Annotated in this window: 20 protein-coding genes and 1 pseudogene; 13 read left to right on the top strand and 8 right to left on the bottom strand. The window is 71.0% G+C overall.

Translation table 11 applies throughout. The annotated features are described in order from the left end of the window. A pseudogene (fliI, locus tag Q0C38_RS19175) lies at window positions 1-424 on the bottom strand (flagellum-specific ATP synthase FliI); the annotation flags it as partial. A gap of 267 nt (window positions 425-691) precedes the next feature. Between fliI and Q0C38_RS19170 the strand changes: the two are divergent. Together Q0C38_RS19170 and Q0C38_RS19165 are read left to right on the top strand one after the other, a co-directional pair. Beyond that, window positions 692-1,402: a hypothetical protein gene (locus tag Q0C38_RS19170; RefSeq protein WP_291298729.1), complete on the top strand. Its 711-nt coding sequence runs from the start codon at window positions 692-694 to the stop codon at window positions 1,400-1,402. A gap of 2 nt (window positions 1,403-1,404) precedes the next feature. Further along, window positions 1,405-2,157, top strand: coding sequence for a choice-of-anchor K domain-containing protein (locus Q0C38_RS19165; protein ID WP_291298728.1), 753 nt, complete (start codon window positions 1,405-1,407; stop codon window positions 2,155-2,157). A 73-nt stretch (window positions 2,158-2,230) separates the two neighbouring features. Here the strand turns inward: Q0C38_RS19165 and Q0C38_RS19160 are convergent, their stop codons facing one another. The 5 genes from Q0C38_RS19160 to Q0C38_RS19140 all read right to left on the bottom strand — a co-directional run bounded on the left by Q0C38_RS19160 (window position 2,231) and on the right by Q0C38_RS19140 (window position 7,208). Then, window positions 2,231-2,674, bottom strand: coding sequence for an acyl-CoA thioesterase (locus Q0C38_RS19160; RefSeq protein ID WP_408870049.1), 444 nt, complete (start codon window positions 2,672-2,674; stop codon window positions 2,231-2,233). 11 nt (window positions 2,675-2,685) lie between these two features. Continuing rightward, window positions 2,686-3,909: a cell division protein ZapE gene (zapE, locus tag Q0C38_RS19155; protein ID WP_291298732.1), complete on the bottom strand. Its 1,224-nt coding sequence runs from the start codon at window positions 3,907-3,909 to the stop codon at window positions 2,686-2,688. Window positions 3,910-3,961: 52 nt separating this feature from the next. Beyond that, complete coding sequence (locus tag Q0C38_RS19150) at window positions 3,962-4,558, bottom strand: cytochrome c (RefSeq protein ID WP_291298727.1); 597 nt, start codon at window positions 4,556-4,558, stop codon at window positions 3,962-3,964. A 2-nt stretch (window positions 4,559-4,560) separates the two neighbouring features. Continuing rightward, window positions 4,561-5,769: a sorbosone dehydrogenase family protein gene (locus Q0C38_RS19145; RefSeq protein ID WP_291298726.1), complete on the bottom strand. Its 1,209-nt coding sequence runs from the start codon at window positions 5,767-5,769 to the stop codon at window positions 4,561-4,563. 215 nt (window positions 5,770-5,984) lie between these two features. Further along, window positions 5,985-7,208: a PQQ-dependent sugar dehydrogenase gene (locus tag Q0C38_RS19140; RefSeq protein ID WP_291298725.1), complete on the bottom strand. Its 1,224-nt coding sequence runs from the start codon at window positions 7,206-7,208 to the stop codon at window positions 5,985-5,987. A 340-nt stretch (window positions 7,209-7,548) separates the two neighbouring features. On the opposite strand from Q0C38_RS19140, the gene pqqA reads away from it, so the two are divergent. From pqqA to Q0C38_RS19105, 7 genes are all read left to right on the top strand, one after another. Continuing rightward, complete coding sequence (gene pqqA, locus Q0C38_RS19135; protein ID WP_291298724.1) at window positions 7,549-7,644, top strand: pyrroloquinoline quinone precursor peptide PqqA; 96 nt, start codon at window positions 7,549-7,551, stop codon at window positions 7,642-7,644. 66 nt (window positions 7,645-7,710) lie between these two features. Then, window positions 7,711-8,631: a pyrroloquinoline quinone biosynthesis protein PqqB gene (pqqB, locus tag Q0C38_RS19130; protein ID WP_291298723.1), complete on the top strand. Its 921-nt coding sequence runs from the start codon at window positions 7,711-7,713 to the stop codon at window positions 8,629-8,631. Next, complete coding sequence (pqqC, locus tag Q0C38_RS19125) at window positions 8,628-9,419, top strand: pyrroloquinoline-quinone synthase PqqC (protein ID WP_291298722.1); 792 nt, start codon at window positions 8,628-8,630, stop codon at window positions 9,417-9,419. The genes pqqB and pqqC overlap by 4 nt, the downstream gene beginning before the upstream one ends. Before the next feature lies 1 nt (window position 9,420). Beyond that, entirely contained in the window at window positions 9,421-9,696 is a 276-nt protein-coding gene (gene pqqD, locus Q0C38_RS19120; RefSeq protein ID WP_291298721.1) for a pyrroloquinoline quinone biosynthesis peptide chaperone PqqD, read from the top strand. After that, on the top strand, window positions 9,693-10,802 hold the full coding sequence (gene pqqE, locus Q0C38_RS19115; RefSeq protein ID WP_291298720.1) for a pyrroloquinoline quinone biosynthesis protein PqqE: 1,110 nt from the start codon (window positions 9,693-9,695) through the stop codon (window positions 10,800-10,802). Before pqqD ends, pqqE begins: the two co-directional genes overlap by 4 nt. Further along, a complete protein-coding gene (arfB, locus tag Q0C38_RS19110) occupies window positions 10,799-11,230 on the top strand; it encodes an alternative ribosome rescue aminoacyl-tRNA hydrolase ArfB (RefSeq protein ID WP_291298719.1) in 432 nt (143 codons plus the stop codon). The genes pqqE and arfB overlap by 4 nt, the downstream gene beginning before the upstream one ends. A 72-nt stretch (window positions 11,231-11,302) precedes the next feature. Then, window positions 11,303-12,253 carry an NAD-dependent epimerase/dehydratase family protein gene (locus Q0C38_RS19105; protein WP_291298718.1) on the top strand — a complete coding sequence of 317 codons (951 nt, stop codon included), beginning with the start codon at window positions 11,303-11,305 and terminating at the stop codon, window positions 12,251-12,253. 4 nt (window positions 12,254-12,257) lie between these two features. Here the strand turns inward: Q0C38_RS19105 and Q0C38_RS19100 are convergent, their stop codons facing one another. Next, on the bottom strand, window positions 12,258-12,470 hold the full coding sequence (locus tag Q0C38_RS19100; RefSeq protein ID WP_291298717.1) for a hypothetical protein: 213 nt from the start codon (window positions 12,468-12,470) through the stop codon (window positions 12,258-12,260). Window positions 12,471-12,813: 343 nt separating this feature from the next. Here Q0C38_RS19100 and asnB point away from each other — a divergent pair, with 343 nt between their 5' ends. Next, entirely contained in the window at window positions 12,814-14,742 is a 1,929-nt protein-coding gene (gene asnB / locus Q0C38_RS19095; protein ID WP_291298716.1) for an asparagine synthase (glutamine-hydrolyzing), read from the top strand. On the opposite strand, the gene Q0C38_RS19090 is transcribed toward asnB, so the two are convergent. Further along, window positions 14,726-15,817, bottom strand: a complete 1,092-nt coding sequence (locus Q0C38_RS19090; RefSeq protein ID WP_291298715.1) for a GNAT family N-acetyltransferase — start codon at window positions 15,815-15,817, stop codon at window positions 14,726-14,728. The two genes, asnB and Q0C38_RS19090, sit on opposite strands and share 17 nt — an antisense overlap. 162 nt (window positions 15,818-15,979) lie before the next feature. Here Q0C38_RS19090 and Q0C38_RS19085 point away from each other — a divergent pair, with 162 nt between their 5' ends. The 3 genes from Q0C38_RS19085 (at window position 15,980) to Q0C38_RS19075 (ending at window position 19,246) form a co-directional block, all read left to right on the top strand. Continuing rightward, window positions 15,980-16,780 carry a YdcF family protein gene (locus Q0C38_RS19085; RefSeq protein WP_291298714.1) on the top strand — a complete coding sequence of 267 codons (801 nt, stop codon included), beginning with the start codon at window positions 15,980-15,982 and terminating at the stop codon, window positions 16,778-16,780. Between the two features lie 70 nt (window positions 16,781-16,850). Further along, on the top strand, window positions 16,851-17,549 hold the full coding sequence (locus tag Q0C38_RS19080; RefSeq protein WP_291298713.1) for a response regulator transcription factor: 699 nt from the start codon (window positions 16,851-16,853) through the stop codon (window positions 17,547-17,549). 41 nt (window positions 17,550-17,590) lie between these two features. Next, a complete protein-coding gene (locus tag Q0C38_RS19075) occupies window positions 17,591-19,246 on the top strand; it encodes a stimulus-sensing domain-containing protein (protein WP_291298712.1) in 1,656 nt (551 codons plus the stop codon). The last annotated feature ends 5 nt before the right edge of the window (window positions 19,247-19,251 follow it).

Below are 19,251 nucleotides of genomic sequence, written 5' to 3'. Positions count from 1 at the left end.
TGCGCACGGGCCGCGGCACGCGCCCGGGCACCAGCGGCCCGCGGCTGTCGAGCGGGTTGCCCAGCGGGTCGATCACCCGCCCGAGCCAGGCATGGGAGACGGCGAACGAGGCCTCGCCGCCAAGCCGTGCGGGCATGCCAGGCCCCAGCCCGGCAAGATCGCCGAGCGCCATCGCCTGCGCGCGGCCTGAGCGGAAGCCGATGACCTCGAGGGTCACCTCGCGGCCGTCGCGCGCCGTGGCGACCAGGCGGTCACCGACCGAGAGGAAGCCCGTCACCCCCTCGACCTCGACGGCGAGCCCGGTGACGGCGGCGATCCGGCCCGAGAGCGTCATCGCCGGCAGCGCGCGGAAGGCGGCGGCAGCCCCGGCCAGCCGTTCGGCGAGGGGCAGCGTCGGGTCCTTGGCGGTGGCGGTGAGCGACATGCGCGTTCCCCTGGGCGTCGCCCGGCATCGTGCCCCCGTGTGTGGGGCCGATCGCGTTAACGACGGGTGAAGCGCGCGAAGCGGGTGTCATAATTCCTTACAGAATACCAGTGCGTTTCTCTAAAAGAGAGGAAATCTCAGGATTAAGTAAATTGGCACCTCTTTCGCTTGTAGTGATCCCAGAGCGTTAACACCGACAGTTGCATGTCGCGTTCGCAAAGGGTGGATATCATGAAGATCTTCAGGTCAGCGCTACTCCCGGCAATCATGCTCCTGGCACTTGCCCCGTCCGGCGCCCAGGGCGCATTGACGATCGCAAGCTCGGTCGGAGGGGCCCCAACGGCCGCCGGCGTGGTGCGTGACAACCTCGACTGGCTCTCCCTCGGCATGGCCGGCGGCACCAATGCCGCGAGCGGCGTCACCGTCACGCTGTTCGGCAATGCGGCGACCGTGACCGGCAGCGTCTCCGGTCGCTACGCCGCGCCGTTCCTCTCCGGCAACAACGGCGCCGGCTTCGGGGCGGGCGGCACCACCCAGGCGAACGGCGTCGACACCACGCGGTATCTCTCCTCCGGCTCGACCGGCGCCGTCGGCGGCTCGCGGGTCGAGATCGCGCTGCCCACCGCGGCGTCGTATTTCGGCCTGCTCTGGGGCTCGGTCGACGGCTACAACACGCTCGCCTTCTACGATGGCGCGACGCTGGTCGGCACGCTGACCGGCAGCGCCGTGACGCCGCAGGCGACCGGCAACCAGGGCTCGCAGGGCACCTTCTACGTCAACATCCTGTCCGACCTGGCGTTCGACCGGGTGGTCGCGACCTCGTCGTCATTCGCCTTCGAGTTCGACAACATCGCCTTCAGCGCCGCCACGCCGATCCCCGCACCTGCGGCATTCGGCCTGTTCGCCATGGGGCTGCTCGGACTCGCGTGGGCGCGGCGGCGCGCCCGAGCCGCACGGCCGATGCCCGGCGGGCAGTGACCATGAGCGTGGGGGATCGAATGATCAGGATGTTTGCCGCCGCGTCCGTCGCGGTGATGCTGACGGGTGCGGCGGCCGATGCGGCCACCATCGCGGGCAGCTCGAACGGCTCCAACTTCTCCGGTCTGAGCGGGGGAAACTTCTACGAGCTCTACACGGCGACGGGGAACGCGAACTCCGGCGTCCGCTGGGGCGACGACGACACCCGCAACTCCAACGGGCTGACGCGTCCGAGCACACTCGTCGCGAACAACGTGAGCTGGAGCTCGGCGCTGCCGGCGAACGACGTGACGCTGGCGAGCCTGACGTGGTTCAACTCCTCCACGCTCAGCAGCAGGACGCCTGACGATTTCAACGTCACCTACAACCTCCTGCTCGACTTCTCGACGCCGAACACGGTGGTGCTGGCCGAGGATTTCCCGGTCGCGATCACGAACACCAACAACCCCGCCGGCGACGAGGTCGATTTCGTCATCTCGACCAACATCTCGCAGCTTCTCGCGACGATCAACGCAGCCCTCTCGCCGTTCAGCCTGATCGCGAGCGACCTCAGGTTCCAGCTGCAGGCAGGCTCTCACGGAAGCTTCAACGCCGTGAGCGGCGAGTGGTTCAACCCGGAGAAGAAGACCTCGACGCTGCTGTTGACGGCCGATGTCAGCGCCGTCGCCGTTCCCATCCCCGAGCCCGCGACGCTCGCCCTGCTCGCCGCCGGCCTGCTCGGGCTCGGCTTCGCGGCCCGACGCCGCCGCGCCTGATCGCGCGACGCCTGGCGTGATTGACGAGGGCGGCCCCACCGGGCCGCCCTTTGCATGTCAGCTCCCCAGCCCGTCAGCGGGGAACAGGCCTCGGCGTGCCGTTCTCCTCGAGGGCGACGAAGGTGAAGGTCGCCTCCGTCACCCGCTCATGACGCTCCGCCTCGCGGTGGCGGCGCCAGGCGCTGATCCGGAATCGGAGCGAGGTGCGGCCGATGCCGATCAACTCCGCCCACACCGCCACCTCGTCACCCACCTTCACGGGGCGGTGGAAGGTCATGGCATCGACCGCCACCGTCGCCACACGCCCCTTCGCTGCCCGGCCGGCCGCGAGCCCGCCGGCGAGGTCCATCTGCGCGAGCAGCCAGCCGCCGAAGATGTCGCCCGAGGGGTTCGTGTCGGCCGGCATCGCCAGGGTGCGCAGCGTCGGCTCTCCCCCCGGCGGCGTGGTGGGCGGCGTGGTGGGCGGCGTGGCGGGTGGCGTGGCGGGTGGCGTGGCGGGCGGGGAGGGTTCGGCCATGCGCGCGGTCCTCAGGTCAGGTGGGGCAGGGCGAGATAGTCCTCGCTCTGCATCTCCATCAGGCGCGAGGCGGTGCGCTGGAACATCGCCGCATTCTCGCCCCGCTCATAGAGCCTGTCGGGGATGTCGGCCGCCGAGGCGATCAGCTTCACGCGGTGCTCGTAGAGCGCATCGACCAGCGTGATGAACCGCCGCGCGCGGTCGAAATTCGCCGGCGACAGGCGCGGGATGCCGTCGAGCACGAGCGCGTGCACGTGGGTGGCAATGGCGAGATAATCGGCTGGCCCGAGCGCGGCACCGCAGAGCACGTCGAAATCCGCCCGCGCGACATGCCCGCGCGCGAGCGGCAAAGTGACGCGACGGCCGAGCACGTCGAGCGTCAGCGGCCCCGCTTCTCCCTCCTCGCCGGTCTCGGCGAAGGCGAGCTCGCCGAAGGCGCGGCCGAGTGCCGCATCGGCCCGCGCATCGGCCGGCGCCCACCAGGTGCGCATGCCGAGGATGCGGTCCCGACGGTAGTCGCGCCCGCCATCGAGCACGATCACCTCCAGCCGCTCCTTGATCACGGCGATGAAGGGCAGGAACCGCTCGCGCTGCAGCCCGTCCCTGTAGAGGTCGTCGGGCACCGTGTTCGAGGTGGCGACCACGACGACGCCGCGCGCGAACAGCGCCTCGAACAGCCGGCCGAGGATCATCGCATCGGTGATGTCATGCACCTGGAACTCGTCGAAGCAGAGCAGCACGGCCTCAGCCGAGATCCTGTCGGCGAGCAGCGGGATCGGGTCGGCCACACCGGGGCTCTGCCGGGCGACGTGGAGCGCTGCGTGCACCTCCTGCATGAAGGCGTGGAAATGCACCCGCCTGCGCGCGGCGATCGGGGCTGAGGCAAAGAACAGGTCCATCAGCATCGACTTGCCCCGGCCGACGGAGCCGACGAGGTAGAGGCCTTGCGGCGCGTCCATCCCGTCCTCGCGCACGCGGCGCTGGCGCGCCCCGTCGGATCGGCCGAGGCCAAGCCGCGCGCGGAAGGCGGTGAGCAGCCCGCCCGTCTGCGGGGCAGCGGGCGCGTAGCCGGTCAGAGCGCGCCAGAGGCCCTGGAGCCGCTCGGCGGCGAATTCCTGCGCCGGGTCGGGCAGGAGTTCGCCGCTCGCGACCTTGGCGCGCCAGGCGGCCAAGGGACCCGCTGGCAGCGGCCCTGCGGCGGCACTGACGGTCTCGGGTGGGGCGCTGGCATCGATCACGGGCCAGCGCCTTATCCCAACATCGCCCGCGCGGCAAATCGGGCCGGTGTCAGCGCTGGATCGCGAGATAATGCGCGAGGTCGGCCAGGTCCTGGCCGGAAAGCCCGTACAGGGCGGCGTTCATCGTCGTGTCGGTGCCGGTGCGGCGCTGCGCCTGGTAGTCCTGCATCGTGTGCAGGAGAAAGTCCTCCCGCTGGCCGGCAAGCCGCGGCATCTGGTTCTGCCCGGTATAGCCGGGCAGGTGGCACACGCCGCAGCGATGCTGGACGGAGAGGGCCGCGCCACGCGCGGCCTTCGCCGCGTCGCGCTCCGGCTGATCAGCGTGGGGCGGGTCGGTGTGCGGCGGCAGGGCAGCGTAGTGGGCCGCGAGGTCCTCGACGTCACGGTCGGTGATGCCCTCCATCGCCGCGTTCATCGCCGGCACCGCGCGGATGCCCTCGCGGAACAGGACCATCTGCAGCGTCAGGAACACCGGCGGCTGGCCGGCGAGAGAGGGAACCAGCGGCGTCGTGGAATTGCCGTCGGCCCCGTGGCAGGCAGCGCAGGGCGCGGCGAGGCTTGCCCCGCGCGCGGCATCGGCCGCCGCGGCGGGAGGTGGGACGAGAAGGGCCGCGGCAAGCGCCGCGGCCCCGAGAGTATCACGCACGATCACTGGCGGCTGATGCGGTAGATCGCGCCCATCTGCTCGTCGGCGACCAGCAGGCTGCCGTCGGGCATCTGCTGGAGGTCGACGGGCCTGCCATGGAACGTGCCGGCGTTGGCATCGAGGAACCCGGTCAGGAACGGCTCCACCGCCGTGACGCGGCCCTGCGCATCGAGCTTCGCGACGACGACGTCGAAGCCCGACTTCGTCTCACGGTTCCACGAGCCGCGGCGCGCGATGAAGATCTGGTTCTCGTAGGCCGCGCCGAAGCCGTTGCCGCGATAGAAGCGCATGCCGAGTGCCGCGGTGTGGGGGCCCAGCATCGCGGCGGGCTGCTCGAACTCGGAGCATGCGCGGGCGGGCACCGCCGGATCGGGCCAGGTGCCGACGCAGAACGGGAAGCCATGGTCCTCGCCGGCGCGGCGGACGCGGTGCAGCGTATCCTCCGGCACGTCGTTGCCGGCCCAGTCGCGGCCGTTGTTGGTGGCCCAGAGCTCGCGCGTCACCGGATGGAAGTCGAAGCCGACCGAGTTGCGGATACCGCGGGCCTCGATGCGCCGGCCGGAGCCGTCGGCGTTGAAGCTGACGAGCAGGGCGAAGCGGTCACGGTCGAACTCGCAGACGTTGCAGGGCACGCCGACGTTCGTATAGAGGCGCCCGTCAGGCCCGAAGGAGGCGAACTTCCAGCCGTGATGCTCCTCGGTCGGCAGGCCGAACGCCGCCGTCATCTCGACAGGCGCGCCCGGGCTGTCGAGCTTGCCCTCGATCCCCTCCCAGCGCAGCACGCGGTTGATGGCGATGACGGTGAGCGCGCCGTCCTTGAAGGCGATGCCGTTGGGCTGCGTCAGCCCCTGCGCGATGGTGCGCACGCGGCGCTGGCCGCCCTCGTCGGTGATGGCGTAGACGCGGCCGATGACGCGGGACCCCACGAACACGGTGCCGCGATCGCCGACCGCCATCATGCGCGCGCCAGGCGCGCCATGGGCCCAGAGCTCGACCTTGAAGCCGGCGGGCACGCGCAGCTTGTCGACCGGGACCTGGTCGGGCGGCGTGACGGTCAGGCGCGGGGCGTGCGGGGCGAGGTTCGGCGCCATGCCGCTGCCCTCGCGGCCCTGCGCCCATGCGGGGACGGGTGCCTGGGCCAAGGCGGGCGCCGCCATGGAAACGAACAGGGCAGCGCAGAACGCGCGGCGCATCGATGGAGTGGGGGGCATCGTTTCTCTCCGTTGGTCTGTTGGCCGACCCGTCCTGGGGGGCAGGGGAAGCGGCACCTGAACGCTGCCGCCGACGGGATGCTGCGTCAACCTCCGAACGGCTCGCCCAATGGCGGTACCGCAATGCCCCGCAACGAACAGCGCGCAACGAAACCGTGAAAAGAAAAAGGCTGGGCGTCGCCGCCCAGCCCTTTTCATCTCACAGCCGGATTCAATCAGTTCGTTGCGGCAGCGGGTTCGAGGCGGAACACGCGGCCGTGGATCTCGTCCGTCAGCACATAGACGAAACCATCGGGGCCCTGGCGCACGTCGCGCACGCGCTGGCCGATGCGCATCGATTCATGCGTGGTCACGACGTTGTCGCTGTTGACCACGATGCGGCGGATGTCCTGCGTGGCAAGCCCGCCGGCGAAGATGTTGCCCCGCCAGTTGGGGAACTTGTCGCCGGTGTAGATCATCAGGCCCGAGGCGCCGATGACGGAGGGTTGCCACACGAGGACCGGGTCGACCATGCCGGGAGCGGAACGCTGCCCGGTGCCGACCTGCGCCGCCCCGGCATAGTCGCGCCCCCAGGTGACGACCGGCCAGCCGTAGTTCGCGGCGGGCCGGATCAGGTTCAGTTCGTCCCCGCCGAGCGGGCCGTGCTCGGTCGCGAAGATCCGCCCGTCGGGGTGGACCGCGAGGCCCTGGATGTGGCGATGCCCGATCGAGAACACCTCCGGCCGCGCGCCCTGCCGCCCGACGTGAGGGTTGTCCGGCGGCGCGGTGCCGTCATCGCGCAGGCGCACGATCTTGCCGATATGGCTGTTGAGGTCCTGCGCGTTCAGCCGCGCCAGCCGGCCCTCGACCATGACCGGCGGGTTGCCGGCGTCGCCGATGCCAAGGAGCAGCGTGCCATCCGGCATCCAGGCGATGCGGCCGCCGTAGTGCTGGAACTCCGGCTTGCCCTGGCTCACCTCGAACAGGACCTGCAGGTTCGACAGGCGCTGGCCGTCGAACGTGGCACGGGCCAGCCTCAGGCGGTTGTCGGCCTGCGTGCCGTGCGCGTAGGTGATGTAGAGCAGGCGGTTCTGCGCGAAGTTCGGATGCGGCGAGACCTCGAACAGGCCCGACTGGAAGATCAGGCCCCGCTCGGCCGCCACGAGCACCGGCGGGGTGCCGGCGATGGGCGTCGGGTCGAGCCTGCCGTTGCGGATCGCGCGCAGCCGCCCCGGCCGCTCCGTCACCAGGGCCGTGCCGTCGGGCAGCCAGGCGATCGACCAGGGATGCTCGAGCCCCTCGGCCACCGCGACCTGGCGGTAATCGAAGTTCAGCAGCGGGTCGCCAGCCGCCTGGAATGTGGTCGGCTGGGCCGCAGCCTGGCCCTGGGCCTGGGCGAGCGGCGACGTGCCAGCGAGCAGCGCCGCCGCGAAGGCGGCGCCTAGGAAGACGGGGTGCATTCTATGATCTCTCCCATTCGTTGCCCCCGGGGTTGGTTGGGTGAACCACACCGGGTTATGCCGAGCGTGCAACAACTGTCGCGTGCGCTGCAATGGGAAAGTGGCGCGGGCGACCGCTCCATCGCACTGATGCAACAAAAACGTCTTCTTCCAGCCGGCAGCAGTCATGACCACCTGGCGTGACGCGCAGTGTTCCACCCGCCAAGTATAGATCACGACCTCGTGCGCAGGTTCCCCGCGCCAGCCGCGCTTGCACTGCCGCCCCCATCTCGCGTCTGGCGTGTCGCGCCGGGATCGCTATATGCTGTACGCGCGGCGAGAGACCGCGAGGGAGAACACGATGACTGAGACCTGGGAAACCCCGGCCTTCGACGAGATCCGCATGGATGCCGAAATCGGCTCCTACGCGGACGACTTGGCCGAAGACCGCGACTGATCCTGCCCTGGCGGCGCGTGGCCCTGGGCGAAGCCTCGAGCCACGCGCCGCCGGAGTTTCCGCATCATGCATGTTCGTGTTCTCGGCTCCGCCGCGGGGGGAGGATTCCCGCAGTGGAACTGCGCCTGCCGCCTCTGCCGCGGCGTGCGCGAGGGCACCGTGCGCGCCACACCGCGCACGCAGGAAAGCACCGCCGTCAGCGCCGATGGGCAACGCTGGGTGCTGCTCAACGCCAGCCCCGAGATCAGAGGCCAGATCGAGGCCTTCCCCGGCCTCCACCCCAAGGCGCCGCGCCACACCCCGATCGGCGCCATCGTGCTGACCAACGGTGACCTCGACCACGTGCTCGGCCTGCTCAGCCTTCGCGAGAGCCAGCCGCTTGCCGTCTACGCCGCGCCGACCGTTCGGCAGGGCTTCACCGAGGGCAACAGCTTCGCCCGCACGCTCGCGCGGTTCCCCGGACAGGTGACCTGGCGCGACATCACCGACGAGGGCGAGATCGCTCTCGCCGACCCTGAGGGAGCGCCGCTGGGCATCACCCTGCGCGCAGCCCCTGCCCCGAGCCGCCCGCCGCCGCACCTGAAGGGCCATGTGGCCGACGATCCGCTCGAGAGCATCGGCATCGCGCTGACCGAGGCCGCGACCGGCAGGCGCATGGCCTACATCCCCGGCACGGCGGCGATCACGCCACCGCTCCGCGCCCTGATGGACGGGGCGGACGCGGTGTTCCTCGACGGCACGTGCTGGACCGATGACGAGCTGATCACCCAGCGCCTCGGCACGGCGACGTCGACGAGCATGGGCCACGTTCCCGTCGGCGGGCCCACCGGCAGCATCGCCACGCTCGCCGGCCTCGATGCGAAGCGGCGCGTGCTGATCCACCTCAACAACACCAACCCGCTGCTCGACGAGGACAGCGAGGCGCGACGCACCGCCCGCGACGCGGGCTGGGACGTCGCGCATGACGGCATGGAGATGGTGCTGTGACCGCAACAACCGATCCGCTTCGCCCGCCCCTGCCGGCGGAGGAGTTCATCGACTGGCTGCGCCGCGAGGGAGCGGCCCGCTATCACGACCACCACCCGTTCCACCATCGCATGCATGCCGGCACGCTCTCGCGCGACGATATCCAGGCCTGGGTGCGCAACCGCTTCTATTACCAGACGCGAATCCCCATCAAGGACGCGCTGATCCTCTCGAAATCCGAGGACCCCGCTTTCCGCCGCATGTGGATCCGCCGCATCCGCGAGCATGACGGCGACGCCGAGGGCGAAGGCGGGCTCGCGCTCTGGCTCAGGCTCGCCGCCGGCGTCGGCCTCGATGCCGAGCGGGTGCGCAGCTGCGCCGACGTGCTGCCGGGCGTTCGTTTCGCCTGCGACAATTACGTGGCCCTGGTGCGCGAGCGCACGCTGCTCGAGGCCGTCGCATCCTCGCTCACCGAGTTCTTCTCGCCCGACATCATGAGCCGCCGCATCCTGGCGTGGGAAACCCACTACCCCTGGGTCGACCCGGACATGATCACCTATTTCCGCAACCGCGTGCGCCAGGCGAAGGTGGACAGCGAGGAGGCGATCGGCTTCGTCGTGCGCCACGCCGACAGCTACGCCAGGCAGCAAGCCTGTGTCGCGGCGTTGATCCGCAAGACCGAGATCCTGTGGCACCTGCTCGACTGCGTCGCACTCGACCAGGGGCGGAAGGCAGGTGCGGCGATGGACACCGCGCCGATGGACACTGCGCCGATGGACACTGCGCCGATGGACACTGCGGCCGAGTGAGATGGCACCCGATGCCAAGCCACGCCTCGCCCCGCGCGCGCGGCTGCGCGAGGACCGGCAAACGGGGAAGCTGCTCCTGCTCTACCCCGAAGCAGGCCTCGCGCTGAACGCCACCGCGGGGGCAACGCTCGCACTCTGCAACGGCGCGCGCACCGTGGCCGAGATCGCCGCCACGCTCGCGGAACGGTTCGGCCGCGACACGGATGCGGTGGTGGCCGAGATCACGCCCTTCCTCGACACGCTCGTCTCGCGCGGGCTCGTGCAGGAGGCAGCATGACGCCAGACCCTCCCGGAACCGCGCCGCGCCCCTGGACGCTGGTGGCGGAGCTCACCTATCGCTGCCCGCTGCGCTGCCCCTACTGCTCAAACCCGCTCGACTGGGCGAAGCGCCGCGATGGGCTGACCACCGGGGATTGGTGCCGCGTGATCGGCGAGGCGGAGGCGATGGGCGTCGTCGGCCTCAACCTGACCGGCGGCGAGCCGCTGCTGCGCGACGACCTCGAAACGATCGCGGCGGAGGCGCGCCGCCACGCGCTCTACACCACCCTCATCACCTCCGGCTTGCCGCTGACGCGCGACCGCCTGGCCGCGCTCGCGCAGGCCGGCATCGATGCCGTGCAGCTCTCGATCCAGGACGTGACGGCAGAGGGCTGCGACCGCATCGGCGGCACGCGGAGCTTCGACCACAAGCTCGCCGTGGCAGAATGGGTGAAGGAGCTCGGCCTGCCGTTGACGCTGAACATGGTACTGCACCGCGCCAATATCGGCCACGTGGGCGAGGCCGTCGCGCTCGCGGAACGGCTCGGCGCCGAACGGCTCGAGCTCGCCAACACGCAGTATCTCGGCTGGGCGTTGCCGAACCGCGCCGCGCTGCTGCCCTCGCGCGCGAGCGTTGCCGCCGCGCGCGATATCGCGGCAGCGGCGCGGGAGCGCCTGCGCGGGCGGATCGACGTGCTGTTCGTGCTGCCCGACTACATGTCCGATCGCCCCCGCCCGTGCATGGATGGCTGGGGCCAGCGTTTCATCGTCGTCACCGCCGATGGGCTCGCGCTGCCCTGCCATGCCGCGCACAGCCTGCCCGGCATCGTGTGGGACCGCGTGACCGACCGACCGCTCGCCGAGATCTGGCGCGACGGTGCCGGCTTCAACGCCTATCGCGGCGAAGGCTGGATGCGCGAGCCGTGCCGCAGTTGCGACAGGCGCACGAAGGACCATGGCGGCTGCCGCTGCCAGGCGCATGCGCTCACCGGCGATGCGACCGCGACCGACCCTGCCTGCGGCCTCTCCCCCGACCATGCGCTGGTCGTCGCCGCGCGCGAGGCGGCATCGGGGCAGGCGCCGGAATTCATCTTCCGCGCGGGGCGCGCCCCCGTCGTTCCATGAGCGAGCCGATCCGCGTCAACGACAGGCTCTCCCTCGACCCGGGCGAGCTTGGCTTCACCTTTATCCGCGCCTCTGGCCCGGGTGGGCAGAACGTGAACAAGGTCTCGACCGCGGTGCAGCTTCGCTTCGATGCCGCCGGTTCGCCTTCGCTGCCCGAATCGGTGCGTGCGCGGCTGATCCGCCTCGCCGGGCGGCGCGCGACGGGCGAGGGCGTGATCGTGATCGTCGCGCAACGCTTCGGCAGCCAGCAGCGCAACCGCGAGGACGCGATCGCTCGCCTCGTGGCCCTGATCGCCGAGGCGGCGATCCCGCCGATCCCCCGCCGCCCGACGCGCCCGACCGCCGGCAGCCGGCAGAGACGCCTTGCCGCGAAAAGCGTGCGCTCGGGCGTGAAGGCAGGCCGATCGCGGCCGGGGATGGAGGATTAGGGGCGCGTGTGCTGTGGTGCGTCTCACATCGCGCCCAGATCATTCCCTTGACGGAAAAAGGCAAGCTCGATCATGTCCCTGATTCTCGTCACCGGTGGTTGCGGCTTCATCGGGTCCCATCTCGTTGCGGCGCTGCTTGCGCGTGGCGACAGCGTGCGGGTGCTCGATGATCTTTCGACTGGAAGCATGAACAATCTGGCACCCGGTGCAGCCCTTGTCCAAGGCGACATCGCCGATGCGGCGACGGTCGCTGCCGCCATGGCGGGTGTGTCGGCCTGCATCCATCTCGCCGCGATCGCCTCGGTCGAGCGTGGGGTGACGGAGTGGCTGGCCACCCACCGCACCAATCTCTCCGGCACGATCGCGGTGTTCGATGCCGCGCGCGCCGCCGGTGGCGTGCCGGTGGTCTATGCCTCCTCGGCGGCGGTCTACGGCGACCAGGTCGTCCTGCCGATCACGGAGGATGCGCCGAAGGTGCCGCTGTCGGCCTACGGCGCCGACAAGCTCGGCTGCGAACAGCAGGCGAAGGTCGCGGGCCACGTCCATGGCGTGCCGACGCTGGGGCTTCGCTTCTTCAACGTGTTCGGCCGCCGGCAGGACCCTGCCTCGCCCTATTCCGGGGTGATCTCGATCTTCTGCAACAGGCTGCTGCGCGGCGAACCGGTGTCGATCTTCGGCGATGGCGGCCAGACGCGCGACTTCGTGCATGTGAGCGATGTCGTCGCGAGCCTGATCGCGGCCCTCTCCGCCGCCAGCACGGCGGCACCGGTGCTGAATGTCTGCACCGGGCGGGCGATCTCGGTCACGATGCTGGCCGAGGCGGTGGCGTCGCTGTCAGGCCCGTCGGCGCGCGGCCTTGCGCCGCGGCACCTGCCGGCGCGGAGCGGGGAGATCCGCCACTCGGTGGGCGACCCGACCCGCGCGCGCGCGGTGCTCGGCCTCGGCGAACCGCGCGGGCTGGCCGAAGGGCTCGCGGATGTGCTGGAGTGGATCGGCGCTGGTCAACCAGGCGTGGCCGCCTGAGTGCTCAGCCGACGGCGATTCGGGCGAGCAGTCCGATAGCGAGCCAGAGCCCGGTGGAGAGGGACACGATCACGACGATTGCCATGGGCCAGGCGAGCCTCTCGGTATCCTGCGTCGCGGCGGCCCGTTCGTGGGCTGCCCAAGCGCGCGGGTCGTCGACCGCGATCGACCTGGCAGCTTGTGAAGAACCGTGGTGCCGCGTCTTAGCCATCCGCATCGGTGAGCGCTCCCGCCTGATGGATACAACCTAGCCTAGTGAATGATTAAAGTTTTGCTAATCACGCTTGCGTAGGTTGTGAGTATGGATGGGCGGAATGGCGGCTGCACCCGTCATTGGTGCACCTGACACGTGGATTCGCTAAGCAGGTACACCCAATTCTGTCGGATTGATGGGCAGCCCCGGCCCTGACTTGGGCTCTGGCCTTGGCTCTGGCCTTGGCTCTGGCCCTAGCTCTGGTCCTGGCCATGGCTCTGGTCCTGGCCATGGCTCTGGGGCTGGCTCTGGTTCTGGCTATGACTCTGGCTTTGGTCCCGGCCCGGCCCGGCAAGGAGAATGCGCGATGTGCGGCGTGGTCGGCCTGTTCCACCCCTTCGACTCGACCGTTCCCGACTCGGCCGAGGTCCGCCGCATGGCCGATGCGATCGCCCATCGCGGGCCGGACGGCGATGGGTTCCATGCCGAACCCCATGTCGCCCTCGGCCACCGGCGGCTCGCGATCGTCGACCTCGCCGGCGGCGTCCAGCCAATGGCGGCCGAGGATGGCACCGTCACCCTCAGCTTCAACGGCGAGATCTACAACCACCTCGTCCTCCGCGCCGAGCTCGAGGCTGCCGGGCACCGTTTCCGCACACGCTCCGACACCGAGGTGATCCTGCTCGGCTGGCGCGCATGGGGCATGGGCGTGCTCGACCGGCTGAACGGCATGTTCGCCTTCGCGCTGTGGGATCGTGGCCGTGGCGAGCTGCTGCTCGCCCGCGACCGGCTGGGCGAGAAGCCGATGCACCTCGCCTGGCTGCCGGATGGGCGCCTCGCCTTCGCCTCGGAGCTCTCGGCCCTGCTCACGCTCCCCGCCCTCTCCCGCAGGATCGACCCGACCGCCGTCGAGGACGTGCTGGCCCTCGGCTACATCCCTGATCCGGCGACGATCTATGCCGCCGTGAGGCGGCTTCCGGCCGCCCACGCCGTCTTGCTGCGCCGTGGATCGAGTGACCGGCCGCAGCCGCGGCGCTACTGGTCGCCCCCCACGGCAGCGGGGCGCGAGACCGCGTCGATCACGGAAGCCGCCGAGACCCTGGGCGGCATGCTCGCGACCGCGACGCGTGATCGCATGATGTCGGACGTGCCGCTCGGCGCCTTCCTCTCGGGCGGCATCGATTCGGGCACCATCACCGCTCTCGCCGCCGCCGCGCGGCGCGAGGAAGGCGGGCAGCCGCTCGACACCTTCACGATCGGCTTCCCGGGCGAGGGAGATGAGCGTGCGCTCGCCGCCGCCGTCGCCGCCCGCCACGGCACCGCCCACCACGCCGAAGCCGACGAGACCGACTATGTCGCGGCCGCCCGTGACCAGGCGCGGCTGTTCGGCGAACCCTTCGCCGATCATTCCTCGATCCCGACGCTCGCCGTGTCTCGGCTGGCCCGCCGGCACGCCACGGTTGCACTGACTGGCGATGGCGGCGACGAGGTGTTCGCCGGCTACCGCCGCTATCGCTGGCACCTGCTTGCCGAGGCCGTGCGGCGCAGCCTGCCGGCCGGGGCGCGGCGGCACGTCATCGGCGCTCTGGCCCGCGCCTACCCGAAGCTCGATTTCGCGCCGAAATGGCTCCGCGCCAAGACGACGCTGACCGAGATGAGCCTCGACAGCGCGATCGGCTACTACCGCACCGTCTGCAAATGCGACGATGACCGCCGGCTCGCCCTGCTCTCGCCCACCCTGCGGGCCACCCTCGACGGGCACGATCCGTCCGCCCGCTTCCCCGCCCTGATGGCCGAGGCCGACCCGTCCGACCCCCTGCTCCAGGCCCAGTACACCGACCTCCAGACCTACCTGCCGGGCGACATCCTGGTGAAGACCGACCGGATGTCGATGGCCGTCTCGCTCGAGGTTCGCCCGCCGCTGCTCGACCCCGACATCGTGGCCTGGGGCATGGCACTGCCCGCCGCGCTCAAGATCCGGCACAACGAGGGCAAGGCGGTGCTGCGCATCGCCGCCGCGAAACTGCTGCCGCCGGCGCTGATGGCGCGCAAGAAGACAGGCTTCGCCGCCCCGCTCGGCGGCCAGCTGCGCGCCCAGGCCGACACCGTGCGGGCACGGCTGACGGGAGAGGCGATGACCGACAGCGGCTGGTTCGACCAGGCGGCGCTCACGCGGCTGATCGATGAGCACGCCTCCGGCAGGCGTGACCATGCCCAGCCGCTCTGGACACTGCTGATGATCGAAGGGTTCCTGGCCGGGACGGAGGCGGAGCAGCCGTTCAGCGCCGCAGCCTGATCGCCCGCGCCACGCCGAGCCCGATTGCCGCGAGGCCCGTGGGGGAGAGGGCGCGGACCCGCGTCTCCCAGGCCAGCGCCTCTGCCCCCGTCGACAGGGTGAGCTTGTAGCGGGCGGGGCCGGCGAGGAAATCGTAGCGCGCGAGGCCGGCGGCAAGCGCATCCTCGACCGCCAGCACGTGCGCGACGAGGCCCGGCCGCGCCTGGGCCACGCCCTCGTCATGGCGGAAGCCGCTCTGATAGGCGTAGGCCACGCCGCCCTGGCGGAAGTTCAGGAGGTAGCCGAGCACAGCCTCGCCGGCCGTGATGCGGCAGGGATCGACCGCGCCGGCGGGCAGATCATCGCGAACCAGGCCGTCCCGAAGCAGTGCGGCATGGAAGCGGCGCATGAAGGGCTCGGCGAAGGCACCTGGCTTGCCGCGCCGCTGCCAGCTCTCGGCATGCAGCACGATCATCGCGTCGCACCAGGCCTCCGCCTCCGCCAGGCTTGCGGGCCGGCTGAGCGCGAGCGGCCCCTCCTCTGCGAAATGACGCATCGAGCGGCGGATCTGGCCGCGGGCATTGGCGCTGCGGGTGGCGAGATAGTCGCCACCGCCGGCCGCGATCGCGGCGAGGTCGACGAAGGGTGCGGGGTCGGATGTGCCGCGCAGCACCACGCCCCCTGCCGCTGCCGCCAGGCCCTCGGGCGTGCCGGGCAGCACGAGGCGGCCCACCCCCCGCACCGACCAGGCCGCGCGCAGCATCGCCGCGGCAAGACCGGGCGGGGCCTCGCGCGCGACCAGCGGGGCATTGTGCTCGACATGGATGCTGTCCTGCGCCGCCCGGCCTGTGGCGCCGAGATGGAGTGCGCCGCCCACACGGTTGAACAGCGCAAGCCCGACGATGCGGCCAGCGATGTGGGCGCGGATCACCACGGGGTCGGGGAAACGCTCTGCCGCAAGGCAGCCGAGCCAGGTCCAGGACTGGAAGAGGGCCAATGGCGCGGCGTCGCTTTCCAGCGCGCGCCAGGCGGCGCCGAGTGCCGTGAGGTCGCAGCCTGCCTCATGCTCGATCACCACCTCGCCCACGCGGGGCATCGCTCTCCCTCTCTCGTGTTCTGCTCCGGCTGCTTTTGCCGGGCCGGCCAAACCACGTCACAATGCGGCGCTCAACAGATATCGCCCAATCGTACCGCCCAACCGTACCGCCCAATCGTACATGAGGGGCCGGACGGCGCCGCGCGCGAAGGATCACCTGCCATGGCGGTGCAGAGCATCGCAACCACCCTGCTGCTGCCGCCGCTGCTGCTCGTGCTCGGCGTGCTCGCCGCATCCCTGCTCGCGCTCGTCGTCAGCCGCCGCCTTGCGCGCGGTCTCGCAGCCGTGACGGCGCTGGCCGCGACCGGCGTGCTGCTGCTCGCCACGCCCTACGTCTCTGGCCATCTCCGCGCCAGCCTGCAGGGGGGGATTCCGCCCGCACCGGCAGGGGTCGAGCCGCGGGCCATCATCATCCTTTCGGCGGAGGCAGCCTGGCGGGTCGATGGCGCTGATGTCGGGCCGCTGACGCTGGAACGGCTGCGGGCAGGAGCCGCCCTCGCCCGCCGCACGGGGCTTCCCGTTCTCGTGACCGGCGGCGTGCCGGGCTGGGGCGCGCCGCCCTTGGCCGACTTGATGGCCGCCTCCCTGCGCGACGAGTTCGGCATCCCCGTCCGCTGGGTCGAGGCGCGGTCGCGCGACACACGCGAGAACGCGGTGTTCAGCGCGCGGGTGCTGGCGGCCGACGGCATCACGGCCGGCCATGTCGTGACGCATGCCTGGCACCTGCCGCGCACCCTCGATGCCTTCGCCCGCGCCGGGTTCATGGCACTTCCCGCCCCGGTGCGGCTGGAACGCACGCCGGATGGACGGGCGACGGACTGGGTCCCCCGCACCGATCACCTGAACCAGAGCTGGCTGATGCTCCGCGAATGGGCGGGCCGCCTCGTCTATGCCGTGCGCGATGGCCGCGCGCCGGCCACGCCAACGGGCATGAATTCACCAGCCGGCCCGGTTCGGCCATAATGGGCGCTCGCGGGCGCCAGACCCCTCAGCCGCGACCACCGCGGGCCAGCACGCCCGACCAGGAGCCACCATGGTGCAGACGATCGCCCTCGTCGACGACGACCGCAACATCCTCACCTCGCTGCAGATGACGCTGGAGGCGGAAGGGTTCGCGGTGCGCACCTTCACCGACGGCGAGGCCGCGCTGCACGGCATCACCGCCAAGCCGGTCGACCTTGCCGTCCTCGACATCAAGATGCCGCGGATGGACGGGCTCGAGCTGCTGCAGCGCCTGCGCAAGCAATCGGCGCTGCCGGTCATCTTCCTCACCTCGAAGGACGAGGAGCTCGACGAGCTGATGGGCCTCCGCCTCGGGGCGGACGACTACATCACCAAGCCGTTCAGCCAGCGCCTGGTGCTCGAGCGCATCCGCGCCCTGCTCCGCCGCAACGAGGTCGCGCGCGGCGAGGGCGGGGCGGCGCCCGCTGGCGTGCTCACCCGCGGCAGCCTGACGCTGGACGAGAACCGCCATCTCTGCACCTGGAAGGGCGGGCATGTGCAGCTGACGGTCACGGAGTTCCTGCTGGTCAAGGCGCTCGCAACCCGCCCCGGCATCGTCAAGAGCCGCGACCAGCTCATCGACGCCGCCTACGGCGAGAACATCTATGTCGATGACCGCACGATCGACAGCCACGTGAAGCGCATCCGGAAAAAATTTCGGGCCGTCGACAACACCTTCGCGCAGATCGAGACGCTGTACGGCATCGGCTACCGCTACCGGGAGGAATAGGGCACCAGCAGGACCAGGACGCTGCGATGCCGGGACGCGACATGACCGTCGCGGACGCAACCGCCACGGTGGGGCGGCGCTTCGCCGGGCCCTCGCGCGCGGGCATCCGCAGCGCCGTGTCGCCGCTGCTGCGCCGCATCCTGCTCGTCAACGCGCTGCCGATCATGCTGCTCGCCGCGGCCCTGCTCTACCTCGACGACTACCAGAACGGGCTGGTCGAGGCGGCGGTCAGCGGGCTCCGCACCCAGGCGCAGATCTTCGCCGGCGCGCTCAGCGAGAGTGCGACGAGCCTCGACAACCCCGAGGCGCCGACGATCAACGCCGATGTCGCCCGCCCGCTGCTGCGCCGGCTGGTGGAGCCGACGCCGGGGGCGCTGGCCCGGCTGTTCGCGCCGGAAGGGTTCCTGCTCGCCGACAGCCGGGTGCTGCCGGGCCCCGGCGGCACCGTCGTGACCGAGCCGCTGCCGCCGCCGCCGCCAGCCCGGAGCCCGATCGGCCGGCTGGTCGAGGGGGGCTATGACGCGGCGCTGGCCCTGGTCGCCCGCGGCAGCTCCATGCCCGTCATCCCCGAGGGCGCGGATTGGGGACCTGACCTGCAGGCGGAGTTCCCGCGCACGCCCGAAGGCGAGATCCTGCCGCTGCTGCGCCGCACCGCCGATGGGCGGCTGATCGTGTCGGTCTCGGTGCCGGTGAACCGGAACCGGCGCACGATCGGCTTCGTGGTGCTGACGCGCGAGGCCCGCGAGGTGGACCAGGCCGTGTTCCAGGTGCGCACCACCATCCTTGCCACCATCGCGCTCGCGCTCGGCATCACGGTCGGCATGTCGGTCTACCTCGCCGCCACGATCGCCCGGCCGATGCGCCGGCTTGCCCGCGCGGCGGAACGGATGCGCGAGGGGCGCGGCCGCTCCGGCTCGGTGCCGCGCGACCTCGTCGCCCGGCGCGACGAGATCGGCGAACTCGCCGACGCGCTGGCCGAGAGCGCCGCCGCCCTCTGGGCGCGGATGGACGGGATCGAACGTTTCGCGGCCGATGTCGCGCACGAGATCAAGAACCCGCTGACATCGATGCGGAGCGCGATCGAGACGCTGCGCCGACTGCCGGACCCCGAGGGGCAGAAGCGGCTGCTCGGCATCATTGCCGAGGATGTGCAGCGCCTCGACAGGCTGATCTCCGAGATTGCGGATGCGAGCCGCGTCGACGCGGAGTTGTCGCGCACGCCGACCGAGCCGCTCGACATCGCCCCGATCCTCGCCACGCTGGTCGAGCTGAACGAGGTGACGCGCGACGACGGCCAGCCGCGGATGGTGCTCGACGCCCCGGCCGAGGGGCTCGCGGTCAAGGCGGTGGAAGGGCGCTTGGTGCAGGTGCTGCGCAACCTGCTGGCCAATGCCGTGAGCTTCAGCCCGAGGGGCGGCACGATCCGGCTCGTCGGCCGCCATCTCGGCACCGCCGTCGAGATCGCGGTGGAGGACGAGGGGCCGGGCATCCCGGAGGCACGGCTCGAACACGTGTTCGAGCGCTTCTACTCCGAGCGCCCGCGCGGCGAGCAGTTCGGCCAGCATTCCGGCCTCGGGCTCTCGATCTCGCGGCAGATCATCGAGGCGCTGCGCGGCACGATCACGGCCGAGAACCTGCGCGACGGCAGCGGCACGGTGACGGGCGCGCGCTTCCTCGTCAGGCTTCCGGCGGTCTGACCGGC

Source organism: Elioraea sp. (genome assembly GCF_022842375.1).
GTDB lineage: Bacteria > Pseudomonadota > Alphaproteobacteria > Acetobacterales > Acetobacteraceae > Elioraea_A.
Note: the sequence above shows the minus strand (reverse complement) of the source record. Positions and strands in the feature narration are given on the sequence as shown.

Coding starts and splice junctions, on each gene's coding strand:
- Q0C38_RS19170 (WP_291298729.1), top strand. CDS start 692: ATGCTCCTGGCACTTGCCCCGTCCGGCGCCCAGGGCGCATTGACGATC.
- Q0C38_RS19165 (WP_291298728.1), top strand. CDS start 1,405: ATGAGCGTGGGGGATCGAATGATCAGGATGTTTGCCGCCGCGTCCGTC.
- Q0C38_RS19160 (WP_408870049.1), bottom strand. CDS start 2,674: ATGGCCGAACCCTCCCCGCCCGCCACGCCACCCGCCACGCCACCCGCC.
- Q0C38_RS19145 (WP_291298726.1), bottom strand. CDS start 5,769: ATGCCCCCCACTCCATCGATGCGCCGCGCGTTCTGCGCTGCCCTGTTC.
- Q0C38_RS19140 (WP_291298725.1), bottom strand. CDS start 7,208: ATGCACCCCGTCTTCCTAGGCGCCGCCTTCGCGGCGGCGCTGCTCGCT.
- pqqA (WP_291298724.1), top strand. CDS start 7,549: ATGACTGAGACCTGGGAAACCCCGGCCTTCGACGAGATCCGCATGGAT.
- pqqB (WP_291298723.1), top strand. CDS start 7,711: ATGCATGTTCGTGTTCTCGGCTCCGCCGCGGGGGGAGGATTCCCGCAG.
- pqqD (WP_291298721.1), top strand. CDS start 9,421: ATGGCACCCGATGCCAAGCCACGCCTCGCCCCGCGCGCGCGGCTGCGC.
- pqqE (WP_291298720.1), top strand. CDS start 9,693: ATGACGCCAGACCCTCCCGGAACCGCGCCGCGCCCCTGGACGCTGGTG.
- arfB (WP_291298719.1), top strand. CDS start 10,799: ATGAGCGAGCCGATCCGCGTCAACGACAGGCTCTCCCTCGACCCGGGC.
- Q0C38_RS19105 (WP_291298718.1), top strand. CDS start 11,303: ATGTCCCTGATTCTCGTCACCGGTGGTTGCGGCTTCATCGGGTCCCAT.
- Q0C38_RS19100 (WP_291298717.1), bottom strand. CDS start 12,470: ATGCGGATGGCTAAGACGCGGCACCACGGTTCTTCACAAGCTGCCAGG.
- asnB (WP_291298716.1), top strand. CDS start 12,814: ATGTGCGGCGTGGTCGGCCTGTTCCACCCCTTCGACTCGACCGTTCCC.
- Q0C38_RS19090 (WP_291298715.1), bottom strand. CDS start 15,817: ATGCCCCGCGTGGGCGAGGTGGTGATCGAGCATGAGGCAGGCTGCGAC.
- Q0C38_RS19085 (WP_291298714.1), top strand. CDS start 15,980: ATGGCGGTGCAGAGCATCGCAACCACCCTGCTGCTGCCGCCGCTGCTG.
- Q0C38_RS19080 (WP_291298713.1), top strand. CDS start 16,851: ATGGTGCAGACGATCGCCCTCGTCGACGACGACCGCAACATCCTCACC.
- Q0C38_RS19075 (WP_291298712.1), top strand. CDS start 17,591: ATGACCGTCGCGGACGCAACCGCCACGGTGGGGCGGCGCTTCGCCGGG.